Source organism: Nostoc sp. FACHB-280, from assembly GCF_014697615.1.
Lineage (GTDB): Bacteria > Cyanobacteriota > Cyanobacteriia > Cyanobacteriales > Nostocaceae > Nostoc_B.
Window position 1 is genome coordinate 17,051 of record NZ_JACJSD010000037.1, and the last position, 18,535, is coordinate 35,585.

The 18,535-nt window shown below is 41.1% G+C and carries 21 protein-coding genes; 14 read left to right on the forward strand and 7 right to left on the reverse strand.

Going from position 1 to position 18,535, the window contains the following annotated elements; all coding sequences use genetic code 11:
* Position 1 precedes the first annotated feature (1 nt).
* Positions 2 to 976 carry an RsmB/NOP family class I SAM-dependent RNA methyltransferase gene (locus H6G75_RS23270; protein ID WP_190982329.1) on the reverse strand — a complete coding sequence of 325 codons (975 nt, stop codon included), beginning with the start codon at positions 974 to 976 and terminating at the stop codon, positions 2 to 4.
* A 347-nt stretch (positions 977 to 1,323) separates the two neighbouring features.
* Between H6G75_RS23270 and H6G75_RS23275 the strand changes: the two genes are divergently transcribed.
* Positions 1,324 to 2,769: a DUF2157 domain-containing protein gene (locus H6G75_RS23275; RefSeq protein ID WP_190982330.1), complete on the forward strand. Its 1,446-nt coding sequence runs from the start codon at positions 1,324 to 1,326 to the stop codon at positions 2,767 to 2,769.
* 234 nt (positions 2,770 to 3,003) lie between these two features.
* Positions 3,004 to 3,756 (forward strand): GDYXXLXY domain-containing protein, encoded by a 753-nt coding sequence (locus H6G75_RS23280; protein WP_190982331.1) that lies wholly within the window; start codon positions 3,004 to 3,006, stop codon positions 3,754 to 3,756.
* Here H6G75_RS23280 and H6G75_RS23285 read toward each other — a convergent pair.
* Together H6G75_RS23285 and namA are read right to left on the reverse strand one after the other, a co-directional pair.
* Entirely contained in the window at positions 3,753 to 3,992 is a 240-nt protein-coding gene (locus tag H6G75_RS23285) for a hypothetical protein (RefSeq protein ID WP_190982332.1), read from the reverse strand. The genes H6G75_RS23280 and H6G75_RS23285 overlap by 4 nt on opposite strands.
* 199 nt (positions 3,993 to 4,191) lie before the next feature.
* The gene (gene namA / locus H6G75_RS23290; RefSeq protein ID WP_190982333.1) at positions 4,192 to 5,259 is read right to left on the reverse strand and encodes an NADPH dehydrogenase NamA; all 1,068 of its coding nucleotides are present in this window, start codon (positions 5,257 to 5,259) and stop codon (positions 4,192 to 4,194) included.
* Positions 5,260 to 5,648: 389 nt separating this feature from the next.
* On the opposite strand from namA, the gene H6G75_RS23295 reads away from it, so the two are divergent.
* The 5 genes from H6G75_RS23295 to H6G75_RS23310 all read left to right on the forward strand — a co-directional run bounded on the left by H6G75_RS23295 (position 5,649) and on the right by H6G75_RS23310 (position 9,462).
* A complete protein-coding gene (locus H6G75_RS23295; protein WP_190982380.1) occupies positions 5,649 to 6,062 on the forward strand; it encodes a secondary thiamine-phosphate synthase enzyme YjbQ in 414 nt (137 codons plus the stop codon).
* 276 nt (positions 6,063 to 6,338) lie between these two features.
* Positions 6,339 to 7,088, forward strand: a complete 750-nt coding sequence (locus H6G75_RS23300) for a hypothetical protein (RefSeq protein WP_190982334.1) — start codon at positions 6,339 to 6,341, stop codon at positions 7,086 to 7,088.
* Positions 7,089 to 7,133: 45 nt separating this feature from the next.
* Positions 7,134 to 7,931, forward strand: coding sequence for a Nif3-like dinuclear metal center hexameric protein (locus H6G75_RS23305; protein WP_190982335.1), 798 nt, complete (start codon positions 7,134 to 7,136; stop codon positions 7,929 to 7,931).
* Positions 7,932 to 8,359: 428 nt separating this feature from the next.
* Positions 8,360 to 8,575 carry a hypothetical protein gene (locus H6G75_RS33130; RefSeq protein ID WP_242051320.1) on the forward strand — a complete coding sequence of 72 codons (216 nt, stop codon included), beginning with the start codon at positions 8,360 to 8,362 and terminating at the stop codon, positions 8,573 to 8,575.
* A gap of 575 nt (positions 8,576 to 9,150) precedes the next feature.
* Positions 9,151 to 9,462 (forward strand): DUF6679 family protein, encoded by a 312-nt coding sequence (locus H6G75_RS23310; RefSeq protein WP_190590263.1) that lies wholly within the window; start codon positions 9,151 to 9,153, stop codon positions 9,460 to 9,462.
* A 50-nt stretch (positions 9,463 to 9,512) separates the two neighbouring features.
* On the opposite strand, the gene H6G75_RS23315 is transcribed toward H6G75_RS23310, so the two are convergent.
* Positions 9,513 to 11,183 carry an MBL fold metallo-hydrolase gene (locus H6G75_RS23315; RefSeq protein ID WP_190982336.1) on the reverse strand — a complete coding sequence of 557 codons (1,671 nt, stop codon included), beginning with the start codon at positions 11,181 to 11,183 and terminating at the stop codon, positions 9,513 to 9,515.
* 802 nt (positions 11,184 to 11,985) lie between these two features.
* Here H6G75_RS23315 and H6G75_RS23320 point away from each other — a divergent pair.
* From H6G75_RS23320 to H6G75_RS23340, 5 genes are all read left to right on the forward strand, one after another.
* Complete coding sequence (locus H6G75_RS23320) at positions 11,986 to 12,576, forward strand: ParA family protein (protein ID WP_190982337.1); 591 nt, start codon at positions 11,986 to 11,988, stop codon at positions 12,574 to 12,576.
* A 5-nt stretch (positions 12,577 to 12,581) separates the two neighbouring features.
* Positions 12,582 to 12,845 (forward strand): CopG family transcriptional regulator, encoded by a 264-nt coding sequence (locus H6G75_RS23325; RefSeq protein ID WP_190669035.1) that lies wholly within the window; start codon positions 12,582 to 12,584, stop codon positions 12,843 to 12,845.
* 170 nt (positions 12,846 to 13,015) lie between these two features.
* Complete coding sequence (locus H6G75_RS23330) at positions 13,016 to 13,408, forward strand: hypothetical protein (RefSeq protein ID WP_190982338.1); 393 nt, start codon at positions 13,016 to 13,018, stop codon at positions 13,406 to 13,408.
* A gap of 107 nt (positions 13,409 to 13,515) precedes the next feature.
* Entirely contained in the window at positions 13,516 to 13,932 is a 417-nt protein-coding gene (locus tag H6G75_RS23335) for a XisH family protein (RefSeq protein ID WP_190982339.1), read from the forward strand.
* Positions 13,920 to 14,255: a XisI protein gene (locus tag H6G75_RS23340; protein ID WP_190982340.1), complete on the forward strand. Its 336-nt coding sequence runs from the start codon at positions 13,920 to 13,922 to the stop codon at positions 14,253 to 14,255. Before H6G75_RS23335 ends, H6G75_RS23340 begins: the two co-directional genes overlap by 13 nt.
* 109 nt (positions 14,256 to 14,364) lie before the next feature.
* Here the strand turns inward: H6G75_RS23340 and H6G75_RS23345 are convergent, their stop codons facing one another.
* Positions 14,365 to 14,937: a TMEM175 family protein gene (locus tag H6G75_RS23345; RefSeq protein ID WP_190982341.1), complete on the reverse strand. Its 573-nt coding sequence runs from the start codon at positions 14,935 to 14,937 to the stop codon at positions 14,365 to 14,367.
* A 435-nt stretch (positions 14,938 to 15,372) separates the two neighbouring features.
* Between H6G75_RS23345 and H6G75_RS23350 the strand changes: the two genes are divergently transcribed.
* Both H6G75_RS23350 and H6G75_RS23355 read left to right on the forward strand, forming a co-directional pair.
* Positions 15,373 to 15,774 (forward strand): sugar ABC transporter permease, encoded by a 402-nt coding sequence (locus H6G75_RS23350; RefSeq protein ID WP_190982342.1) that lies wholly within the window; start codon positions 15,373 to 15,375, stop codon positions 15,772 to 15,774.
* The gene (locus H6G75_RS23355) at positions 15,767 to 17,839 is read left to right on the forward strand and encodes a caspase, EACC1-associated type (protein WP_190982343.1); all 2,073 of its coding nucleotides are present in this window, start codon (positions 15,767 to 15,769) and stop codon (positions 17,837 to 17,839) included. Before H6G75_RS23350 ends, H6G75_RS23355 begins: the two co-directional genes overlap by 8 nt.
* Before the next feature lie 107 nt (positions 17,840 to 17,946).
* Here the strand turns inward: H6G75_RS23355 and H6G75_RS23360 are convergent, their stop codons facing one another.
* Complete coding sequence (locus H6G75_RS23360; RefSeq protein WP_190669028.1) at positions 17,947 to 18,231, reverse strand: type II toxin-antitoxin system RelE/ParE family toxin; 285 nt, start codon at positions 18,229 to 18,231, stop codon at positions 17,947 to 17,949.
* Entirely contained in the window at positions 18,231 to 18,497 is a 267-nt protein-coding gene (locus H6G75_RS23365; RefSeq protein ID WP_190982344.1) for a type II toxin-antitoxin system ParD family antitoxin, read from the reverse strand. The genes H6G75_RS23360 and H6G75_RS23365 overlap by 1 nt, the downstream gene beginning before the upstream one ends.
* Between the last annotated feature and the right edge of the window lie 38 nt (positions 18,498 to 18,535).

Genomic DNA, 18,535 nt, shown 5'->3' on the forward strand with positions numbered 1-18,535 from the left:
CTTAGAGATTGCTATTTTCTACTCCATTCTGACTATTCATCCACACCGCAGATAAAGCACTGGCATTTAAATTCTGAATCTCACCCTCAGCAGTGTTTTGAAACAACACAGCAAATGCACCAGCACCCAATCTACTTTGGGGAAATATGCGGTAACAAGGAAGATTAGTTAGGTGCGATTGATACGCTTGTAAATGGTTAATCTTAATTGGTTTAAACTGAGGAAAGCGGGATAAAAACCATTCACAAACCTGCTCATTTTCTTCTGGTGAATAAGTACATGTCATATAAGCAAGATATCCTTGCGGCGCGACTATTTGAGCAGAGTTCGCAATAATTCTTTTTTGGCGATTGGCACTTTTATTAATAGCTGTGGGGTGAAAACATCCGGGGGCTTTTTCACCTTTAGCTAGTAATGATTGTCCCGTACAAGGAGCATCAACAACTACTAAGTTACTAGATGCGGGGATACTTTCAGCAAAAATACTTGAATCTCGATTCACTACAATTGCAGGGTGAATCTGGCAACGTTTTAAGTTAGAAATTAACATACCTAAACGTTTACCAATGACTTCGTTACTAATCAATAATTCTGGTTGCAAAGCTTTCCACGCAAACACACTTTTACCGCCTGGTGCGGCACACATATCAAAAACTGTAGGGATTGACTGCGTAATTGCTAACAAAATTGAAGCTGAAAATACAGAAGAAAAATCTAAGCAATAGAAATATCCTTGATTATGTAGGGGATGTTGACCTGGTTTTTCTCCTAAAGCTAACCTGTCTATAAATTGGGGTTGCCAAGTTAAAGGTGTTTCTACTGCAAAGGGCGATGTTTCTGGTTTTGGCTGACACCAAAGAATAGACGGTGCAAAAGCTTGGGGATTAACTAAGGCTGCGATAAATTTTTCCTGTTCTTCTAAACTTTCAAATAAACGCCGTGCGAGTTTGAGTAATAAGTTGGAAGGCTTTTCCATTATTTATGTGAATGATTATACGTATTTTTAATCCTAGTAAAACTGTTACACAAGAACAACGCTATTTCATACCTTGGCTGCATACTGAAAATACAATAACGGCTATGCTGACCCATAAATCTTTGTTGGTCGAGAGTTAGGCAAAAATCGCTCTTTAGCTTAATTTATCGTAGACGCAAAGTGTCTGGCTTTCCGAAGAAGACTGTGCTTCGGGTAAGAATGCTAATACATCACAGAATCTGCGTAAATCCTGATACTATCTGCCCTCTGCTGTCTTTTTGGGGTCAATAGAACATCCAAAATCTAGAGTTTGACCGTGAAACTACCTCGTTGCTTTGGAGATGGTCATGATATTGGATAATTTTCAGAGGAAGTTACGCCGAGAATCGCAATTATGGCGAGATGAAGGATTAATTAGTGCTTCGCAATACCAACAACTAGCAGACCGTTATCAATTTAATAATCTAGAAGCTGCGGCACGCGATCGCTCGATGATGACTGCGGTCATGACTGGTAGTATTCTACTAACATTGGGGATTATTACTTTTGTGGCGGCTAACTGGCTGGGATGGTCGCGGGATGTCAAATTCATCATTATGATGAGTTTGTTTATGGCTACTACCATCACAGGTTTTTACACTTGGCGACAAGCTGCTATTGGTATCCCAGAAGGCAAAAAACCAAAACGTAGCCAGCGCCTCTTGGGTGAAGGGTTGCTGATTTTAGCAGCGATGGTTTTTGGTGCAACTATCGCCTTGATGGCAGATGTTTTCAATATTAACGGTTCAACGCCGGAACTATTTTTTGCCTGGGGTTTTGGCGTTTTGGTGATGGCTTACAGTCTGTCGCTGAATTCCCTGGGAATTTTGGGAATTGTCCTTATCCAAATTGGGTATTGGACTGGTATTGGAGACTTGCGTTATTCAGCAAATGATTGGAATTGGGCGACTCTGGTTATCAGACACATGCCTTTGCTGTCGTGGGTGTTGTTTGTCCCCTTAGCTTATTTTTGCCGTTCGCGGTGGATTTTTGCGATCGCTGCTTTTATTTTTGCCAGTTCTTTACAATTGAACCTCGACCCCTTACCACTGTCAAATCTTTCGGATGCTGCGCCTTGGGTCGCCTCTTTTGCGTTTACACTACCACCGGCATTATTCTGGAGCTATGATGACCTGCTATTCCCGACAATTAATTACAGGCTATTTCAATCTTTAGCCCGTGATTTAGCGTTAATCGCTTTTGGTCTAGCTTTTTATATCCTGTCGTTTCGTTGGCTGTGGCAAACTTCCGGCTACAATTTCTCTTCGTCAACGACTAACATGAATATATTCATGAATCGCCCAATCATTGACTTGGGAATTCTCAGTGGCTTGGCGGTACTGCAATGGTTGTTTTTAGTCCGCCAGCGCAACAACCCCATTCGTCGGGAAGCAGTCTTCAATTTACCTTTGATTGTGACTTTTCTAGGCTTCACAGCTATTGTACCTTTCTGGCATCAAGCGATTAACCCTGTCGATGATTTGGGGGTTTTTGCTTTTAATGTGTTGTTCACAGTTTTGGCTTGGGGACTAATTCGGGAAGGCTTGAAGTTTAACGACAGGCGATCGTTTTGGGGCGGTATGCTGTTGTTAACTCTGCAAGTGATTAGTCGTGTGTTGGAGTATGACACGGAACTGCTACTCAAGTCACTGGTGTTTGTCATGTGTGGTTCAGCGTTGATTAGTGCAGGAATGTGGTTTGAACGCCGTGTAGGTTCTAACTCTAAGTCTTCCGGTAATGCCAAATCTTCCTAACTTTCTTTCTGCGTGAACAAAAATTAACCGCAGATGAACGCAGATAGAACCCCTAACCCCTAGCATCTATATAGCGTAACCCACCAAAGTCTTGAAAATGTTGGGTTCCGTTCCTCCACCCAACCTACACCTTTCTTTTTCCTTTTTCCTTTTGCCTTTTTCCTTTTGACTTTTTACTTTTGTTTCTCTGCGTAAGTCCTAATATTCTTTCTCCCTAATAGTAGGACTACGCCAATGAAAAATGAATCTTCGGAATCTACTAAAAAGTCAGAATCTAGTAAGTCGGAATCTACTAAGAATAAATCATGGTCGCCCGAAGCGGAATTTTCTGAGAAGCTGACGTTTCGTGATTATTTGTTAGCTACAGACCAAAAAGCCAACAAGCCTTTACCTGTAGGAAGGTTGGTGCTTCCTTTGGCTATTCAAGCTGCAATTATTTTTGCAGTGCCTTTTTTATCGATGTACACTACCATCACAGGTAGAGAGGTAATTTTGCAAACTGTACCTGTGAATTCTCGAAATGTACTGCAAGGAAATTCTTTAGAACTAGACTACAATATCTCGCGGATTTCTACACTCAGAAGGCTATCAGGTTGGCAAGAATTACTACGGCGAAATCGCGGCAGAGATGGAGAATTACTAGAAGGAACCAACTTGTATGTGATTTTACAGGAACAGCCTTTCTTTAGTCAGGGTGTGCCTAGGGCTTGGCGACCAGTGCGGGTAACGACTAATCCACCTAGATCCTTACCTAGCAATCAAGCCGCCCTCAAGGGTGTGTATCAAGACGGTTATGTGCAGTATGGTGTGGAAAACTATAATGTGCAGGATGAAGAACGGCAACAGCTAAATCGGGATGTTGCCCAAGCTGTACGGCAAACTAGAGATGGACAATCACGTTCTATAGTTGTGAAAGTTAAAGTAGACCCACAGGGTAAAGCTGTACCTGTGAGTCTCTGGGTACGCGATCGCAACTATCAATTTTAGTCTTCGTGCTTGATATTCCATGCTACACCGAAAGCTGCCCCAGCCCCGGCGATTAGACCTGTACTCATTCCTTGAATCGTTTTTTCCACGGGGTCTTGGGTCAAGCATTCACTTGTAACTTGACTCGCACGTAAACAAAGATTACTCTCTGCCCAGCTGCTAGTACCACCTAAAATGACACCAGCAATACTACAGGAAGCTACAAGCAGCAGCAGACGTTTTGTTTTTCTATCCATAGATGGATGCTTGAAAGTTGGGAAAGTAAATAGTCCTCAACTACTTTACACATCTATGTTGTTATTGTCAGCTCCCTTTTTTAAAGTGCTGAGTGCTGAGTTATGAGTGCTGAGTGTTGCACTAGTCCAGTCGCTTAGGACATCAGTAAATGTTAACGACAGCAACAGACTTCTAATTCTGTAACCTCTCACCTGTCACCTACACCCAGGCGCGATCGTATTGTACAGGCCAGAGTTTCTCATGTCCTAGTTTTTTGGCTGCCAGATGTGGCCAGTAAGGATTGCGGAGTAATTCGCGTCCCAATAAAACTAAGTCTGCTACTTCAGTGCGAATAATTTGGTCGGCTTGTTCGGGAGAGGTAATTAAGCCGACTGCGCCTGTAGGAATTTTTGCTTCCTGGCGGATGCGTTCGGCGAATTGCGTTTGATAGCCAGGTTTGACGGGAATGTTGATGCCAGGGATAATTCCCCCAGAGGAACAGTCTATTAAATCTACGCCCAAAGATTTGAGTTTATCGCTTAAGGTGACGCTTTGTTCTATGTTCCATCCTTTATCTATCCAATCGGTGGCGGAGATTCGCACCAATAAAGGATAGGTTTCTGGTAAAGTTTGGCGCACAGCTGTGACTACTTCTAATAATAAGCGTGTACGATTTTCAAAGCTGCCACCATATTCATCTTGACGCTGATTTGCTAAGGGTGAGAGAAATTGATGGAGTAGGTAGCCGTGGGCTGCGTGAATTTCAATGACTTTGAAGCCAGCTTGTAGCGAACGTTGAGTGGCGGCGACGAAGGCTTGAATAATTTGTTGAATTCCCTCAATACTCAAGGCTTCGGGAACTGGACTATCTTTACTAAATGCGATCGCACTACTGGAAACTACAGGCCGCCAGCCTTCTTGCGATTCATCTAAGGCTTTACCGCCGCGACTGGGTTTGGCTGTGCTGGCTTTTCTCCCTGCATGGGCGAGTTGGATTCCTGCAACTGCACCAAAGTTATGAATTAATTCGACAATTTTGGCTAAACCTTCTATGTGTTCGTCTGACCATATACCCAAGTCTTGTGGACTAATTCGCCCACGAGGTTCGATTGCTGCGGCTTCTGTGAATACTAAACCTGCACCGCCAACGGCGCGAGAGGTTAAATGTACTAAGTGCCAATCATTGGCAAACCCATTTGTACTAGAGTATTGACACATGGGTGAAACGACAATACGGTTACGAAATGTGATTTCCCGAATCTTAAAGGCCTCAAACAAATGTGCCATTGGAATGATTTCCTTTACTTGCTAAGGTAGAAAAACTGCTGCTGTCAATTCCAGAAAATTCAGCCTCTAGATAATGCCCAAAGCACCAATGTGGCTATAATTCTTGTGTAAGTTTCACCAAAAATATTGTAAATTTATATAAATGAAATATTGAGAATATATCACAATAGACATTGAAAATTTACTCACACTTTTGATGTTAAACTGTCTACTCGATAAAACTCAACGCTCTAGATTTTAGGTGAGCGATCGCCTCCAATCACTCACCAATAAAATATCCTTCTTGCTCATGAGCATTCATTCAATAATATAGCTAAATTGTGGCTGAACTTAGCACCTAATTGCCTAAGAAAGTCTATATTATTAATGAATAGTCAATGAATTTACAAATGGTTCACTACCAAAAGCTACTGAGAGTTTCTACTACTGGTAAATCTTTTCAAAATATTACCACCAAAATCGAATCTATAGTTGCTGAGTCGGGTGTGGAAACTGGACTCTGCACTTTATTTTTACGTCACACTTCCGCTAGTTTAGTCATCCAAGAAAATGCTGATCCTGATGTGTTGGTAGATTTAGCTAACTTTATGGCCAAGCTTGTCCCAGAATCGGGAGGATACATTCACAATGCAGAAGGGCCTGATGATATGCCAGCACATATCCGTTCTGCATTGACTCACACTTCTGAACATATACCTATTAATCGTGGTCATTTAGTATTAGGGACTTGGCAGGGAATTTATGTTTGGGAACACCGTCATCGTAGTCATACACGCGAGTTAGTTGTACACATTTCTGGCTAATTAAAGTACTGCTGATGAGTGTTTATTCCTATTTTTAAACTGGGTTGAGAGTCGCAGCATATATAGCCATCTTATGTGATTGATAAACTACTCTTAACAGCAGAGAGTAGATGTGTTTTTCTCAAAAAACATCTTAAAATAGTCCGCTAAAATGCGGCTTTTTTTGTATTAATACAAATGTTAACGTTTGTTTATATTTGATTAATGATTATAGGTGTTTTGATACAGAAGATCATAAAATTAAATGTACCACTTGCTGAGGCTAGTTAAATCTGTATGAAGCAAGACTTACCTTTTACTTATAACTTTCAAATTATTGATGAATTTCTGTGGCAAAATTCGGTTAATCTTTTATCACTCAATCCCCAAAAACAGTTTATTACTAGCTTTACGGAATTAGAAAGTTTAATTGAGGAAGAAACTACAGATATTAGACTGATATCGAATTTGCAAAATACCTTGGAATGTATTTTAGAAGCTCAATTAGAAAACTTTCCCGGTAATATTTTTTGGGATTGCGATTTTATGGTAAGTAGTATTTTGCGACAAGCTTTAGCAGTGGCAGATGAGGCTATTGGTTTTTTAAAGATGTTTACTGAGAAAATGGTTGCTCTTAGCAAGCTATTTGGTATTCATCAAGAAATCCGCTTTTGTTATGTTCACGATTTTATGTATGGTTTTGAGTGGGCAAGATGGGTACAGAAAGACCCACAAAATCGCGCCCATATAGAACCTTTTAGTTTATTTTTTTTAGATTATTTGCTTGCCAAAGGTCAAGAATTAATTCATCGGATTAATCACGATCAACCGACATATTATCAGTTGTGTGCTACTGGTTTTCGGAATCCTTTTCCGTTTTCCCGTGAACCAGAGGATGAATATCGATTGTTAACTTATCTTGCTAGTGAAGGCTGCATTCCTGTTACAGTTTGGAATTGGCATAGTCAGCCTGTCTGGAATCAACCTTTTCAGGAAATACGCCAGCAGTTAGCATTACAGTTGAATATTCAACCGCAAAGGCGATGAAGGAGGCAGGAGGTAAAATATTTTCTGTTTTTTAAATCTAAAATTATGAAAATTGTTGATTTAATTAGTTGGTTTGAAGAATGGGCGAATCCGGCTTGGTGTGAAAGTTGGGATAATTGTGGTTGGCAAGTTGAGCCTGGGGTTTTGCAAGAGTCGGCGCGGGTGTTGGTGTGTTTAACTCCGACTTTGGCGGTGATGGAGGAAGCGATCGCACATCGTGCTAATCTGATTTTTGCCCATCATCCATTAATTTTTACCCCTCCCAAATCTTTTCGGCGTGGTGAGGCAATATCCGAAATGGTACGGTTAGCCTTCATTCACAATATTGGTATATACACTGCCCATACAAATTTCGACCAAGTACCAGACGGTACGGCTGATGTCTTGGCTCAAATTTTAGAACTTCAGCAAGTCTCGCCCATAGTACCGACTGTCTCTGGTTTTGGTTACGGACGGGTTGGTGAACTGGAAAAATCACTCACACTCCAAGAGTTACTTGCAATTATTCAACAGCGCCTTTCTCCCCCTGATTTAATTTTTTCCCCCACGGCTGATTTACAACAGCAAATTTCACGGGTGGCTGTTTTGGGCGGTTCCGGCGCGAGTTTCATTTCGGCGGTGGTAAAAACTGGCGCACAAGTTTATTTAACTTCTGACTGCAAATTTCATCAGTTTCAAGAAAGCCGCGATCGCAATTTAATTTTAGTTGATGCAGGACATTACGCCACAGAACGTCCAGCTTGCGATCGCTTGTCACAAAAATTTATATCTTTAAACCTTGACTGGGTGCAGTTAAGTCAACAAGATGAGGATTTTCGTGAGTTTTTCACTAATCGGGTTTAGGGGTATGTATCCAAAACCCTTATAAGCTAAACCACATCTAGTTTGCATAACAGAAATGCCAATAACTCTTGTGGGGTGGGCATCTTGCCCGCCCTAATTGTGCAATTTAAATGTGTAACAGCTTACCCTGACATCCAGTTTCTACAGATAATCCTTGTGCGTAAGTCCTCTTAAGTAGATTATTGGTATTTTTTCGGCTACGTAATAATAGTTAAATTATTCTCAAAGTCCAAAACAATGATTTTATCAGTTGGGGTTTTTACTGATAGCTTTATTATCGGAAATTACTGTGATCACAAAAAAGTGTGATTTAAATCACACTTTTTGTGTAACTAAAGTCACAAGCATCTACGGTGTGATATCAATCAATCCGAAGGCAAAATATTCCACACTAGATATATTAAGTTGCTGATGATGCCCTAATTACAATGATTCGCGCACTCGTAGAATCTGCTTTTCAAACTGGATATCTTAGTGTTGAATCGGAGGGTCTGCTCCATCAAGTCCTAGCGACTAAATGCTATCAGTCTGAGGACTTGTTAGTGTTGGCAGACCTATATGATGCGGTTCAGGCAGGTAAAATTAAGCGAGAAGGTTCTTCAGAGCGACTGATAGAATTTCTTACCCCGTACAAATCCAATTAAGACGAGGGGTTTGAGGAATAATGTAGGTAAGCAAAACCCTTACACCCCTCCACCCAGACACCCTAACACCCAGTTTCGTAGTATGGAATTTCCCAGACAACAACCTAAAAATTTAAAACTCATTAAGATGTTGTTGTTGAAAACCGTGAAGGTCAGCAAAATAATGAGTTAAGATCAAATACACAGGGGTAAAAGTACAGCAGATTCCCCAGACTTCCCAGTGATGCCCATGACTACAAGTAGGCAACTTAAACAACCGCAATCACCGCTTGTTTTGGAGTATTTATTATTACATAATGATAGAAAGACTCACCAGCAGCTATTAAACTGGTTAGCACAAATCCCGGATTGTGTGACTTCTCTGAAGTAGACATCCTCTCTTACAACCCTGAAGGAGATTGTGTTTAGCGGGTGCAGTAGCTACTGGTTTATGACCTAAAATTTACCTAAATGGTCATGAAAGGCACTACATTCTTAACCGTGAAACTCAATTTTTCTAGGGATGTAGACTCTTGGGGTAAAACCCAAATTTTTTCAGGTTTAACGTACGTTGTTTAAAAAGGCAGAAGCAGTACATGCTACACCGCAAGATTTATCAACTGTGTTGCGATGGGCGGGAGGTATGTGTTTTCTTGCGGGACCAGCAACGCTGGATAGAACGCGCCCGCATCATCGACATAGAGGGAGATTTGGTGACGCTACGCTATGAAACGGATGAGGAAGACGAAGTTTGTTCATGGGAAGAAATGGTTCGCCTCGAAAGTATTGGCGCTGTCACTCAAAAATTAGCTTCCGTACCTAGGGGTAATGTCGAACCTCTCTTAACTGAAGATTGTCCTGAAGCTGAACGCATCCGTAATCGTTTTACCGACTCCAACCCTGATTAACCAAAAGCACAGTCCTAAGTCCTGGGTGAATGAGATCAATTTCTCTTTGCTCAGGACTCGGTTGTTGATGGGCGTTCAAAAGCTGGACAGTAACCTTCCAGGGTGACTTTAAAGTTATATAAAGGTGAGACAGGGTTCCAACAACGCTGTCCTCTTTGATGTCGGCAAGTACCACAGCAATCAATATCTGATAAAGTATAGCGATCGCCACTTTGATTTAGTAATTCTCTTTGGGATAATCCACGTAAGACAATTTCTTCCCCTTGCCAACGCGCTTCAATTAAACCTGTATCGGCAAACTCTCGCCAACGCGGGTCTTCGGTAATCGCTTCTGGTAAAGAGATGGTGATGACTGTGGCTAATTCTGTCAGTTCACCTTCGTAGTTAGTCTCCGGTGCGGCTGGTTGAACAAATGTTTCCCCAATTGGTAGTTCTACTGAGGTGTTAGCTGCTGGTGAGTGGACGTGATAGCGGTTTTGTAATTCTTCTAAGCTAGTGAGATCAGCTAAGTAAGCAGCCGAACCATGAACGAATAAGACATGCTGGGGGCGCAAATTGTGAATTAGTTGAGTCGTACCAGGGCCATCACTATGTTGCGCCAGCAAATAACTTTCGACAGTGGTAGAAGTTAAGTTTTGTTTGTTAATTTTTACATCAATTTTCTCTGGTACCAGAATCAGCCAAGGGACTGTATTGGGTTGACAATATTCGCCTAAATCAGCATTGGAATCTGTCAGCACAATACAGGGGGACTTTCCCACAACAGCACGCTGTTCTGGTTGCAAGCGCCGGACTCTGGGACGTACCCGTTCATCCCAAAACAAGGGTTGATGACGGGCAAAGTTCTGCACAGAGGGGGGAAGATAAGGTAAGAGTTCTAAATAAGCATCGCAACCTTTCGCCACAGTACCATCTACCCAAATATCTAAATCCCGTCCGGTGAAGTGATGATGACTCCGCAGCAGCATTAATAGTTCTTGTCCTAAACCTAATGCGGGTGTGGGGAGAAGTACAGCATGAGAGTCGGCGATGGCGCGATTAATTCTTTCCGCTAGTTGGTTTTCTTGGTTGCGGCGGTGGGGATGACGTGATGTCCCATAAGTACCTTCGATGATTAATACATTCACATCTAATCCCCGCAGTTCTTCTAAGCGCAAACCTTCTACTAAGCGGGAATTGGAGAGGAAGAAGTCACCTGTGTAGAGTACTTTGTAAGCGCGATGTTCGGTGGTGTAGGTGAGTAAAATTGCTACAGCCCCTGGTAAGTGTCCGGCGGGAAATAACTCTACGACTAAACCTTCTTGCAATTCTACGGGCGATCGCAACGGCAGCGCATGACACAATTGGGGAGTATCTTTGAGGTTTTGTTCTGGCCAGTTTAATGGCAATAATTTTGTAGTGACTTCACTGGCATAAATAGGTAAAAGTGGGAAAGCTTTATGTAATGCCAACACACCTCTAGCATGATCTGGGTGAGCATGACTGATCAATACAACATCTGCGGGTAAGGGTGAACTTCCTCGCCGTGCTGACTTGGTTAACCCCTTTTGCAGTGACGCAATATCCTCCATTCCACAATCTAGTAGAATGCGATGCGGCCCCATTTTGACCAGTAAACATACACCCTCATCATTATGCTGGACACTGTAAGGAAAACAGTTTAATTCAACATTTGTTTCCTCAGTATCAAAGCGAGAGGATGTCGACAGATTATCCCTCATGCTTTCCCCCCTCCAACCTAATCACCTTTGACGTATCGCAAAAGCTTGAGTTTTGGAGATTTTGCTTTTGTGACATAGGGCTAAGTTTTGGACTGCGCCCATATACCGTGAAATTGAGGATTTTTGATTGGAGAGAACGCCTTTGACAAACCTAAATTGGTTCATAAAAGTTAGGCATGATTTACCTTGAAAAAGTGCTGAGTGCTGAGTAAAAAGACTACTCATCAGCCCCTAGTTTCTTTTTCGTTTATGACTGCTAGTTAATGTGCAGAGCCATTGCCATGATAGTTCTCTGAATCATAAAATCCATTTTTCGTGCCAAAAAATAGGCACGCAACAGTAAAAACTACTGTTAATCCAGCCAATATCAGCTTGACATCCATTGTCTACTACCCTCTACTAAAGACTTTCTTATCTTAATAGAACGACTCTACAGACAAGCAGAATCACTAGAAAATCTTTACTATGCTGGGCTTGATGGTGCAGTAAGTAGATTTACTCTTATGAGATAAATTCTAAAACGTTTCGGTACACCTGTCCATCTATTAACCTCAGCAGATTTTATTACTGCAAAGGTACTTTTGTACTAATTTAGCATATACTTTATTACTGGTATTTATGAATACTTTTATCCCTCGTTTTACTGATATAGATTTGTAGACTTATGATTTGTGTACTTTTAATTTATATACTTATTTTTGGTGTATAAAAATTTTATTTACTAAACATCTAGATGTTTAGACATTTTGCTATTCAGATGTTTAAATGTTTAAATTGCGTAAAATCTTGGCAGGTAAATAAAATGATCATCACTGTCGCCGCTTTTAAAGGAGGGGTAGGTAAATCAACAACAGCGTTGCATTTAGCTACATACTTGCAAAACAAAGCTGACACACTATTAGTAGATGGAGATTTAAACCGTAGTGCTTTAGATTGGTCTAACCGGGGTTGTTTACCGTTTAAAGTTGCAGATGAAGCGCAAGCAGTGGGTTTGGCTAAACTTTATGAACATATAGTAATAGATACTCCAGCCAAACCAGATGCAGATGAATTAAAAACCCTGGCGAAAGGTTGTGATTTATTAGTTATACCAACAACTCCAGATGTGATCGCACTAGCCGCAACCTTACAAATGGTAGAGTCATTGCAAAAACTCAAAACCAACTACCGAATTTTGCTCACCCTGATTCCACCATTACCTAATAAAGCAGGCGAAGAAGCAAGAACAACCTTGTTAAGTGCAGGTTTACCTATATTTCAATCAGGTATTCGGCGACTGGCTGTATTTCAACGTGCAGCTTTAGAAGGAGTTCCTGTAAATGCTGTTAAAGATCCTTACGCTCAAATTGCTTGGCGGTGTTACGCTGAAGCCGGAAAAGAAATATTGAAATAATTAAAATGAATAACAAGAAAAAGACTAGTCGGTTTGATGATTTAATTGATGCTGCCCGTAGTCGTCAACTCAGAGATAAATTGCCAACAGTTGACGATAAACCAACATCTCCTACTAAAAGTACAGACCCAGATTATACCCGTACAACTATTTATTTGCCTAAACAACTACACCGCCAACTCAAAGCCGCCGCAGTCTCTCAAGAACGGCAAATGAGTGATATTGTGACCGAATTAATTGAACAATGGCTGTTAACTCAATCTGGTTAACTGGCGAAAAATCAAGGGTTTGTGTAAGGGTGTATGTATCCACAACCCTTACTGCCCATACCGTTCGGCTAATGCTGACGGCGCAGCCATTTCGCAGAACATAGAGTATAATATCTGGCTTGATGATGAATTACTTATAAGTATATATTCTTAATTGAGCTAGATTCTTTATGGGAATGATCTTATTATTGATTTTAATCGTTTGGGCTGTTGTAGTTTTTGTAGGTTTATCCTCGGTTTTAATCTCATTTATTAGTTGTCGTAATGTGCCAGGATACCGAAATATTGCTATTATTAGCGCAGTTTTTATTCCTGCAATTCTTTTATATTTAACCTTCTTGGATATCTCAACCAATAAACCTACTCCTAGCCCAATTTATGAGATTCAACTACTGGCAATTATTGTTTGGTCTAAAACTTTTTTAATTTGCTTTTTGGGCGGTTTTGTAACTGCAGCACTTGCTGTATTTAAATCTAATGCTATACGTTGTTACTCAGCCATTAGTTGGGGTTTTTTGATTTCATCTCTTGCGGCTTCTGCATTTGTGTTTATCAAATTTTGATTTACACCATGTAAAGGCAAGTCAGCGCGTTGCGGAGGGAACTGTTTGGTTATTTTTTACCTTCTGGGATACTTGACAAGGAGATTGTATTTGGGAAGATATAATATATGCCAACAAAAGATATATTTCATCAAGTTGTAAAATTAGCCTTACAAAAAGATGGTTGGACAATCACCGACGATCCCTTATCGTTACAATTAGAAGATGATCAAGTATTTATAGACTTGGGTGCGGAACGCTTGATTGCTGCACAGCGAGATCAAGAAAAGATTGCTGTTGAAATTAAGAGTTTTCTAGCTCCATCCAATTTATCTGAATTTCATACAGCACTTGGTCAGTTTTTGAATTATCGTATTGTCCTGCGAGAAAAACAACCAGAACGTGAGCTTTATTTAGCAGTAAACTTAGAAACTTATAATGATTTTTTTAGTCGTAGACTTCCACAGTTAAGTATTATTGAATACCAATTAAAGTTAATTATTTTTGATCCAGTTCAGGAGGAAATAATAACATGGACAAAGTAGATAAATATCAACAAATTATTCAGGAAGTTCTTACTGAGTATAGTCAAATTAAGCCAGCTAATGGAGAGATTGAAGTAATTCCTATTTTTAACAGTGAAGCAAATATTTATCAAATTATTCATTTAGGATGGGATAATCGTCATCGAATTTATGGGTGTACAGTTCATATTGATATTAAAGATGACAAAGTTTGGATTCAAAATGATAATACTGAAGTGGGTATTGCTAATGAATTGGTAGATAGAGGTATACCAAAGCAAGATATTGTAATTGGATATCAAGCACCTTATCTCAGGCATTTTACAGATTATGCAGTTGGTTAATAGACTTCTTGTATGAATGTTATAAAACACAAATTTTAAGTCTCACGCAAAGGCGCAAAGGCGCAAAGATTTTATCCCGCTTTGATGCAACGCCCACAATATTTGATTTTCACTGTCTCAAAGCTTTTTCTATTCTGCGGTCAGGAATTAGCCAGATAATGGCAACCAGAACATATAATGCACAGCCGAACCAAGAGTTGACAAAGGATAGAAGAATTGCAACCGCATAAATCAACAAGGATAGTTTGCCTTTCCAATCTCTTCCAACGGCGGTTGCAAGTGTTGAATCTTTACCGTGATGAGAAATTAAGGCACGGGTGAGAATAAAATAAGCGATCGCAGCCATGAAAAGAACTACACCATAAAGGGCAACTGGCAAGTTTGTAAAGTTTTCTCCCATCCAAGCAGTAGCAAAGGGTATTAAAGATAACCAGAACAATAAATGTAAGTTAGCCCATAATGTCCGACCGTTAACTTGTCTAACGGCCTGTAGTAAGTGATGGTGGTTGTTCCAATAGATACCGACGTTGACGAAACTTAAGAGGTAGCTAAGAAATATTGGAATTAGTGGACGGAGTGCGCTTATTTCAGCCCCATGAGGCACTTTTAATTCCAGCACCATAATAGTGATGATGATTGCGATTACACCATCGCTAAATGCTTCTAATCGCCCTTTTCCCATCGGTTTATCAGGTGGTTTTGCTATGCTTCTGTAAATTACCTTGTTGGTAAGCTGGCAGCAAGTATTTGACTAAAAAGTTTAGAGTTGTGGAAGTTGAATTTTTTGTATTTCACGCAGAGACGCGGAGGCGTAGCACCTAGCCCCGACGAATGGAATTCGCGGCTATAAAAACGAAGTCCGCCTACGCGGACTAAAAAAATCAGGGTTGTTGAACCCGCGTAGGCGGGTTTTGTCTGTGTAGCTGCGACTTCAGTCGCTTGGTGCAAGATGTGAAACTACGCCCTTCTCCTATCGGAGATGCTGCACGAAAGGCTATGCTCAGGACAAGCTCAGTAACCGGAGATGCAGAGAGGAATGACCGCAAATTTACTCAAATTGCCCAAATAACCGATACAATCGTTTAAATAGATTCTAAATTATATTTAAGCGATCGCTATGGTAACTACATCTAATGTGCAGGTGACTGTTTCCCTGACGGAATTGGGTTTGGATGATGAAGAGTTGCAAGCCCAAGTACAGAATTTGCTTCCCCAGTTGCGCGAGGTGGATGGGGTAGAGGATGCAGATTTAGTTGCGGTTACGGATGTACCAGAAGGTTCTAAGGCTTTGGGTGGTTTTTTGTTGGGGTTTTTGAATGCAGAGGTGAACCCCAAAAACTTGAAAGCTTTGTTTGGGTTTCTGGGCGATCGCTTTGGCAACAAACCAATTAAAATTTTGGTGAAAGCGCCTGACGGTAGAGAAATCAACATCGAAGCCAGCAGCCGCGAAGAATTTGACTTTGCTTACCAAAAAGCCCAGGAATTTCTCAACAATACATCAAACAGCAACAATGCCTAAGGTAGCACTGTTAATTGGGATTAGTGAATATCAAGAACCAACGTTAGCACCGCTACCCAAGGCTGTGGAAGATGTGGAGGCGATGCGGCGAGTCTTAGAGAACCCGGAAATGGGTGGTTTTGATGATGTTAAAACATTGACTAATACTCCACGCCAAGAAATGGCTGAGGCTATTGAGGAATTGTACGCCAAGTGTCAGAAAGATGATTTGGTGCTTTTGTATTTTTCTGGGCATGGTGTAACCGTGGATAATGGTGAGTTTTACTTTTCCACTCGCATCACCCGTAAAGATTCAGGAAAATTGCGGACAGCTTCAGCTATAGCCGCGAAAGATGTACATGGCTGGATGAACAGCAGTAAATCTAAGCGCAGGGTAGTAATTTTAGATTGCTGCTTTAGTGGTGCTTTTGCCAAAGGTGTGACAGCTAAAGATATTGGTACGATTGACCTGCAACAGCAATTAGGCGGTGAAGGAACAGCAATTCTCACGGCTTCTACTTCTACACAATATGCTTTTGCATCTGATGAATTAGACTTGTCAATTTACACTCAATATTTAGTAGAAGGCATAGAAAAAGGTGCAGCCGATAAAGATGGCGATGGTTTAATTGCGGTGGATGAGTTGCATGACTACGCCAAAACCAAAGTCCAAGAAGCATCACCCGCGATGACACCGGAGTTTTATCCTTTTAAAAATGGTTATCGGATTTTTCTGGCGAAGTCGCCCAAGGATGATCCTAAGCTGAAGTATCGTAAGGAAGTAGAACAACGCATTTATCGCGGTAAGTTTTCTATTCCTGCTCGTCGGCTGTTAAACTCACTACGTCTCCAGTTACAGCTTGATGCTGATGTGGCTGATGCAATTGAAGCGGAAGTTAAAAAACCATATCTGGAATATCAGCGTAAGTTAGAAGAATATGAAGCAACGCTGGTTGAAACAGTTGAAAGTGAACCAACCCTAAGTGAAAGAACGCTCAATGATTTAAGAGATTATCAGCAACATTTGGGTTTGCGGGATGAAGATGTTGCATCGATAGAACAAAAGATAATTGGACAAGCAAAACCGCCTGTGGTTGTGGAAGAATTATCTGATTGGGATTTCTCCCTACCCCCATTTTGGGAGGAAGGGGAGCAAGATTCAAAGCCTCTCCCCGAAGCGGGGAGAGGTTTGGAGAGGGGTTTTACTTTACAAAGTTTTACTTTACAAAAAGTTACTCAAACTAATCAATTTGAGTTTGAAACGGTGAAAGTAGACGCTAAAGGACAAATCATCAACCGCAGCCAGGGACGCGCTGAATTTTTTGCTGAAGACTTGGGTAATGGCGTAATTCTAGAGATGGTGTCCATTCCTGGTGGTACATTCCTCATGGGTTCGCCAGAGAGTGAGGAAGGACGTTATGACTCTGAAAGTCCACAGCATAATGTCACTGTTCCACCCTTTTTTATGGGTAAATTTCCCGTCACTCAAGGACAATGGCAAGCCGTTGCGGCTCTTGATAAGGTAAATATTGATTTACATCTCAATCCGTCTAATTTTAAAGGCGCTAACCGCCCTGTAGAGTGCGTTTCTTGGGATGACGCAGTTGAGTTTTGCGCTCGATTATCTAACAAGACTGGTAAAATATATCGCTTACCCAGTGAGGCGGAATGGGAATATGCTTGTCGTGCGGGAACGACTACGCCGTTTTATTTTGGCGAGACAATTACGACTGAGTTGGCGAATTACGACGGTAATTACACTTACGGTTCTGCACCTAAAGGTGAATATCGGGAACAGACAACAGAAGTAGGGAAATTTCCGCCAAACGCTTTTGGCTTATACGATATGTGTGGTAATGTATGGGAATGGTGTCAAGATGAGTGGCACGAAAATTATAATAATGCGCCAACAGATGGCAGTGCTTGGCTGAGTAATAATAATAACTATGATCGTCTACTGCGTGGCGGTTCGTGGGGTATCTATTCCAGAATTTGCCGTTCGGCGAATCGTTTTGGGAGTGAGTATGACGACTGGGACGACCTTGCGGGCTTTCGGGTTGTGTTTGTGGGGGGCAGGGCTTTTTAGCACTTTACTCTCTTTCCTCTACCCTTCCCGCACGAAGCGCGACAAATTTTTCTAGAGTACGATCGCAATCTTCTGTAGTGCAATCGCAATCTCCTGTAGCGACTGTCTTAAAATATAGATTCTAAATCCCGATAACCACTAACTACCCGCACAATCACCACACTATCTTCAAAAACTTGATAAAAGATAATGTAACCATCCAGAGGTATTCCTCTCAGCCTTGGGTCAAATTTGGCGTAACTTCGCCCGATATTGGGGAACTGCACTATATTTTGGCATTTTCTATTAAATTCTCGAATAAATTTTTCGCCAGCATTGACATTGCGAACTAGAAAATAATCTAAAATTTCCTCTAAATCTTGGCTTGCTTCCTTGGCAATAAAGTATTCCATTATCCTTGAGTCTCACGGGCTATGCGTAATTTATCTTCTAGTCGCGCCATTACCACTTGACTATCTAAAATATCTCCATGTTCGATAGAAGCAAGTCCAGCAGCTAGTTTTTGCTGAGTTTCGTCTTCCCATTTCTGATAACCCTGTTCCCATTCTTCCAGTAGTTTCAAAGCTTTAACAATCACATCTTCAGCGTTTTCATATCTACCTGTAGCAATTCGGTTTTGGATAAATTGCTCATATTCTGCTTTGAGTTGAATGTTCATAGTTTTTAGCAGTTAATTCAGGTGTTATCTAGCCACAT

Excerpts from the sequence above, each read along its gene's own strand:
- H6G75_RS23345 (WP_190982341.1), bottom strand. The coding sequence starts at position 14,937 with ATGGGAAAAGGGCGATTAGAAGCATTTAGCGATGGTGTAATCGCAATC.
- H6G75_RS23270 (WP_190982329.1), bottom strand. The coding sequence starts at position 976 with ATGGAAAAGCCTTCCAACTTATTACTCAAACTCGCACGGCGTTTATTT.
- H6G75_RS23310 (WP_190590263.1), top strand. The coding sequence starts at position 9,151 with ATGCTACACCGCAAGATTTATCAACTGTGTTGCGATGGGCGGGAGGTA.
- H6G75_RS23295 (WP_190982380.1), top strand. The coding sequence starts at position 5,649 with ATGGTTCACTACCAAAAGCTACTGAGAGTTTCTACTACTGGTAAATCT.
- H6G75_RS23365 (WP_190982344.1), bottom strand. The coding sequence starts at position 18,497 with ATGAACATTCAACTCAAAGCAGAATATGAGCAATTTATCCAAAACCGA.
- H6G75_RS33130 (WP_242051320.1), top strand. The coding sequence starts at position 8,360 with ATGATTCGCGCACTCGTAGAATCTGCTTTTCAAACTGGATATCTTAGT.
- H6G75_RS23330 (WP_190982338.1), top strand. The coding sequence starts at position 13,016 with ATGGGAATGATCTTATTATTGATTTTAATCGTTTGGGCTGTTGTAGTT.
- H6G75_RS23360 (WP_190669028.1), bottom strand. The coding sequence starts at position 18,231 with ATGGAATACTTTATTGCCAAGGAAGCAAGCCAAGATTTAGAGGAAATT.
- H6G75_RS23300 (WP_190982334.1), top strand. The coding sequence starts at position 6,339 with ATGAAGCAAGACTTACCTTTTACTTATAACTTTCAAATTATTGATGAA.
- H6G75_RS23340 (WP_190982340.1), top strand. The coding sequence starts at position 13,920 with ATGGACAAAGTAGATAAATATCAACAAATTATTCAGGAAGTTCTTACT.
- H6G75_RS23325 (WP_190669035.1), top strand. The coding sequence starts at position 12,582 with ATGAATAACAAGAAAAAGACTAGTCGGTTTGATGATTTAATTGATGCT.
- H6G75_RS23285 (WP_190982332.1), bottom strand. The coding sequence starts at position 3,992 with ATGGATAGAAAAACAAAACGTCTGCTGCTGCTTGTAGCTTCCTGTAGT.
- H6G75_RS23320 (WP_190982337.1), top strand. The coding sequence starts at position 11,986 with ATGATCATCACTGTCGCCGCTTTTAAAGGAGGGGTAGGTAAATCAACA.
- H6G75_RS23280 (WP_190982331.1), top strand. The coding sequence starts at position 3,004 with ATGAAAAATGAATCTTCGGAATCTACTAAAAAGTCAGAATCTAGTAAG.
- namA (WP_190982333.1), bottom strand. The coding sequence starts at position 5,259 with ATGGCACATTTGTTTGAGGCCTTTAAGATTCGGGAAATCACATTTCGT.
- H6G75_RS23315 (WP_190982336.1), bottom strand. The coding sequence starts at position 11,183 with ATGAGGGATAATCTGTCGACATCCTCTCGCTTTGATACTGAGGAAACA.
- H6G75_RS23355 (WP_190982343.1), top strand. The coding sequence starts at position 15,767 with ATGCCTAAGGTAGCACTGTTAATTGGGATTAGTGAATATCAAGAACCA.
- H6G75_RS23335 (WP_190982339.1), top strand. The coding sequence starts at position 13,516 with ATGCCAACAAAAGATATATTTCATCAAGTTGTAAAATTAGCCTTACAA.
- H6G75_RS23350 (WP_190982342.1), top strand. The coding sequence starts at position 15,373 with ATGGTAACTACATCTAATGTGCAGGTGACTGTTTCCCTGACGGAATTG.
- H6G75_RS23305 (WP_190982335.1), top strand. The coding sequence starts at position 7,134 with ATGAAAATTGTTGATTTAATTAGTTGGTTTGAAGAATGGGCGAATCCG.
- H6G75_RS23275 (WP_190982330.1), top strand. The coding sequence starts at position 1,324 with ATGATATTGGATAATTTTCAGAGGAAGTTACGCCGAGAATCGCAATTA.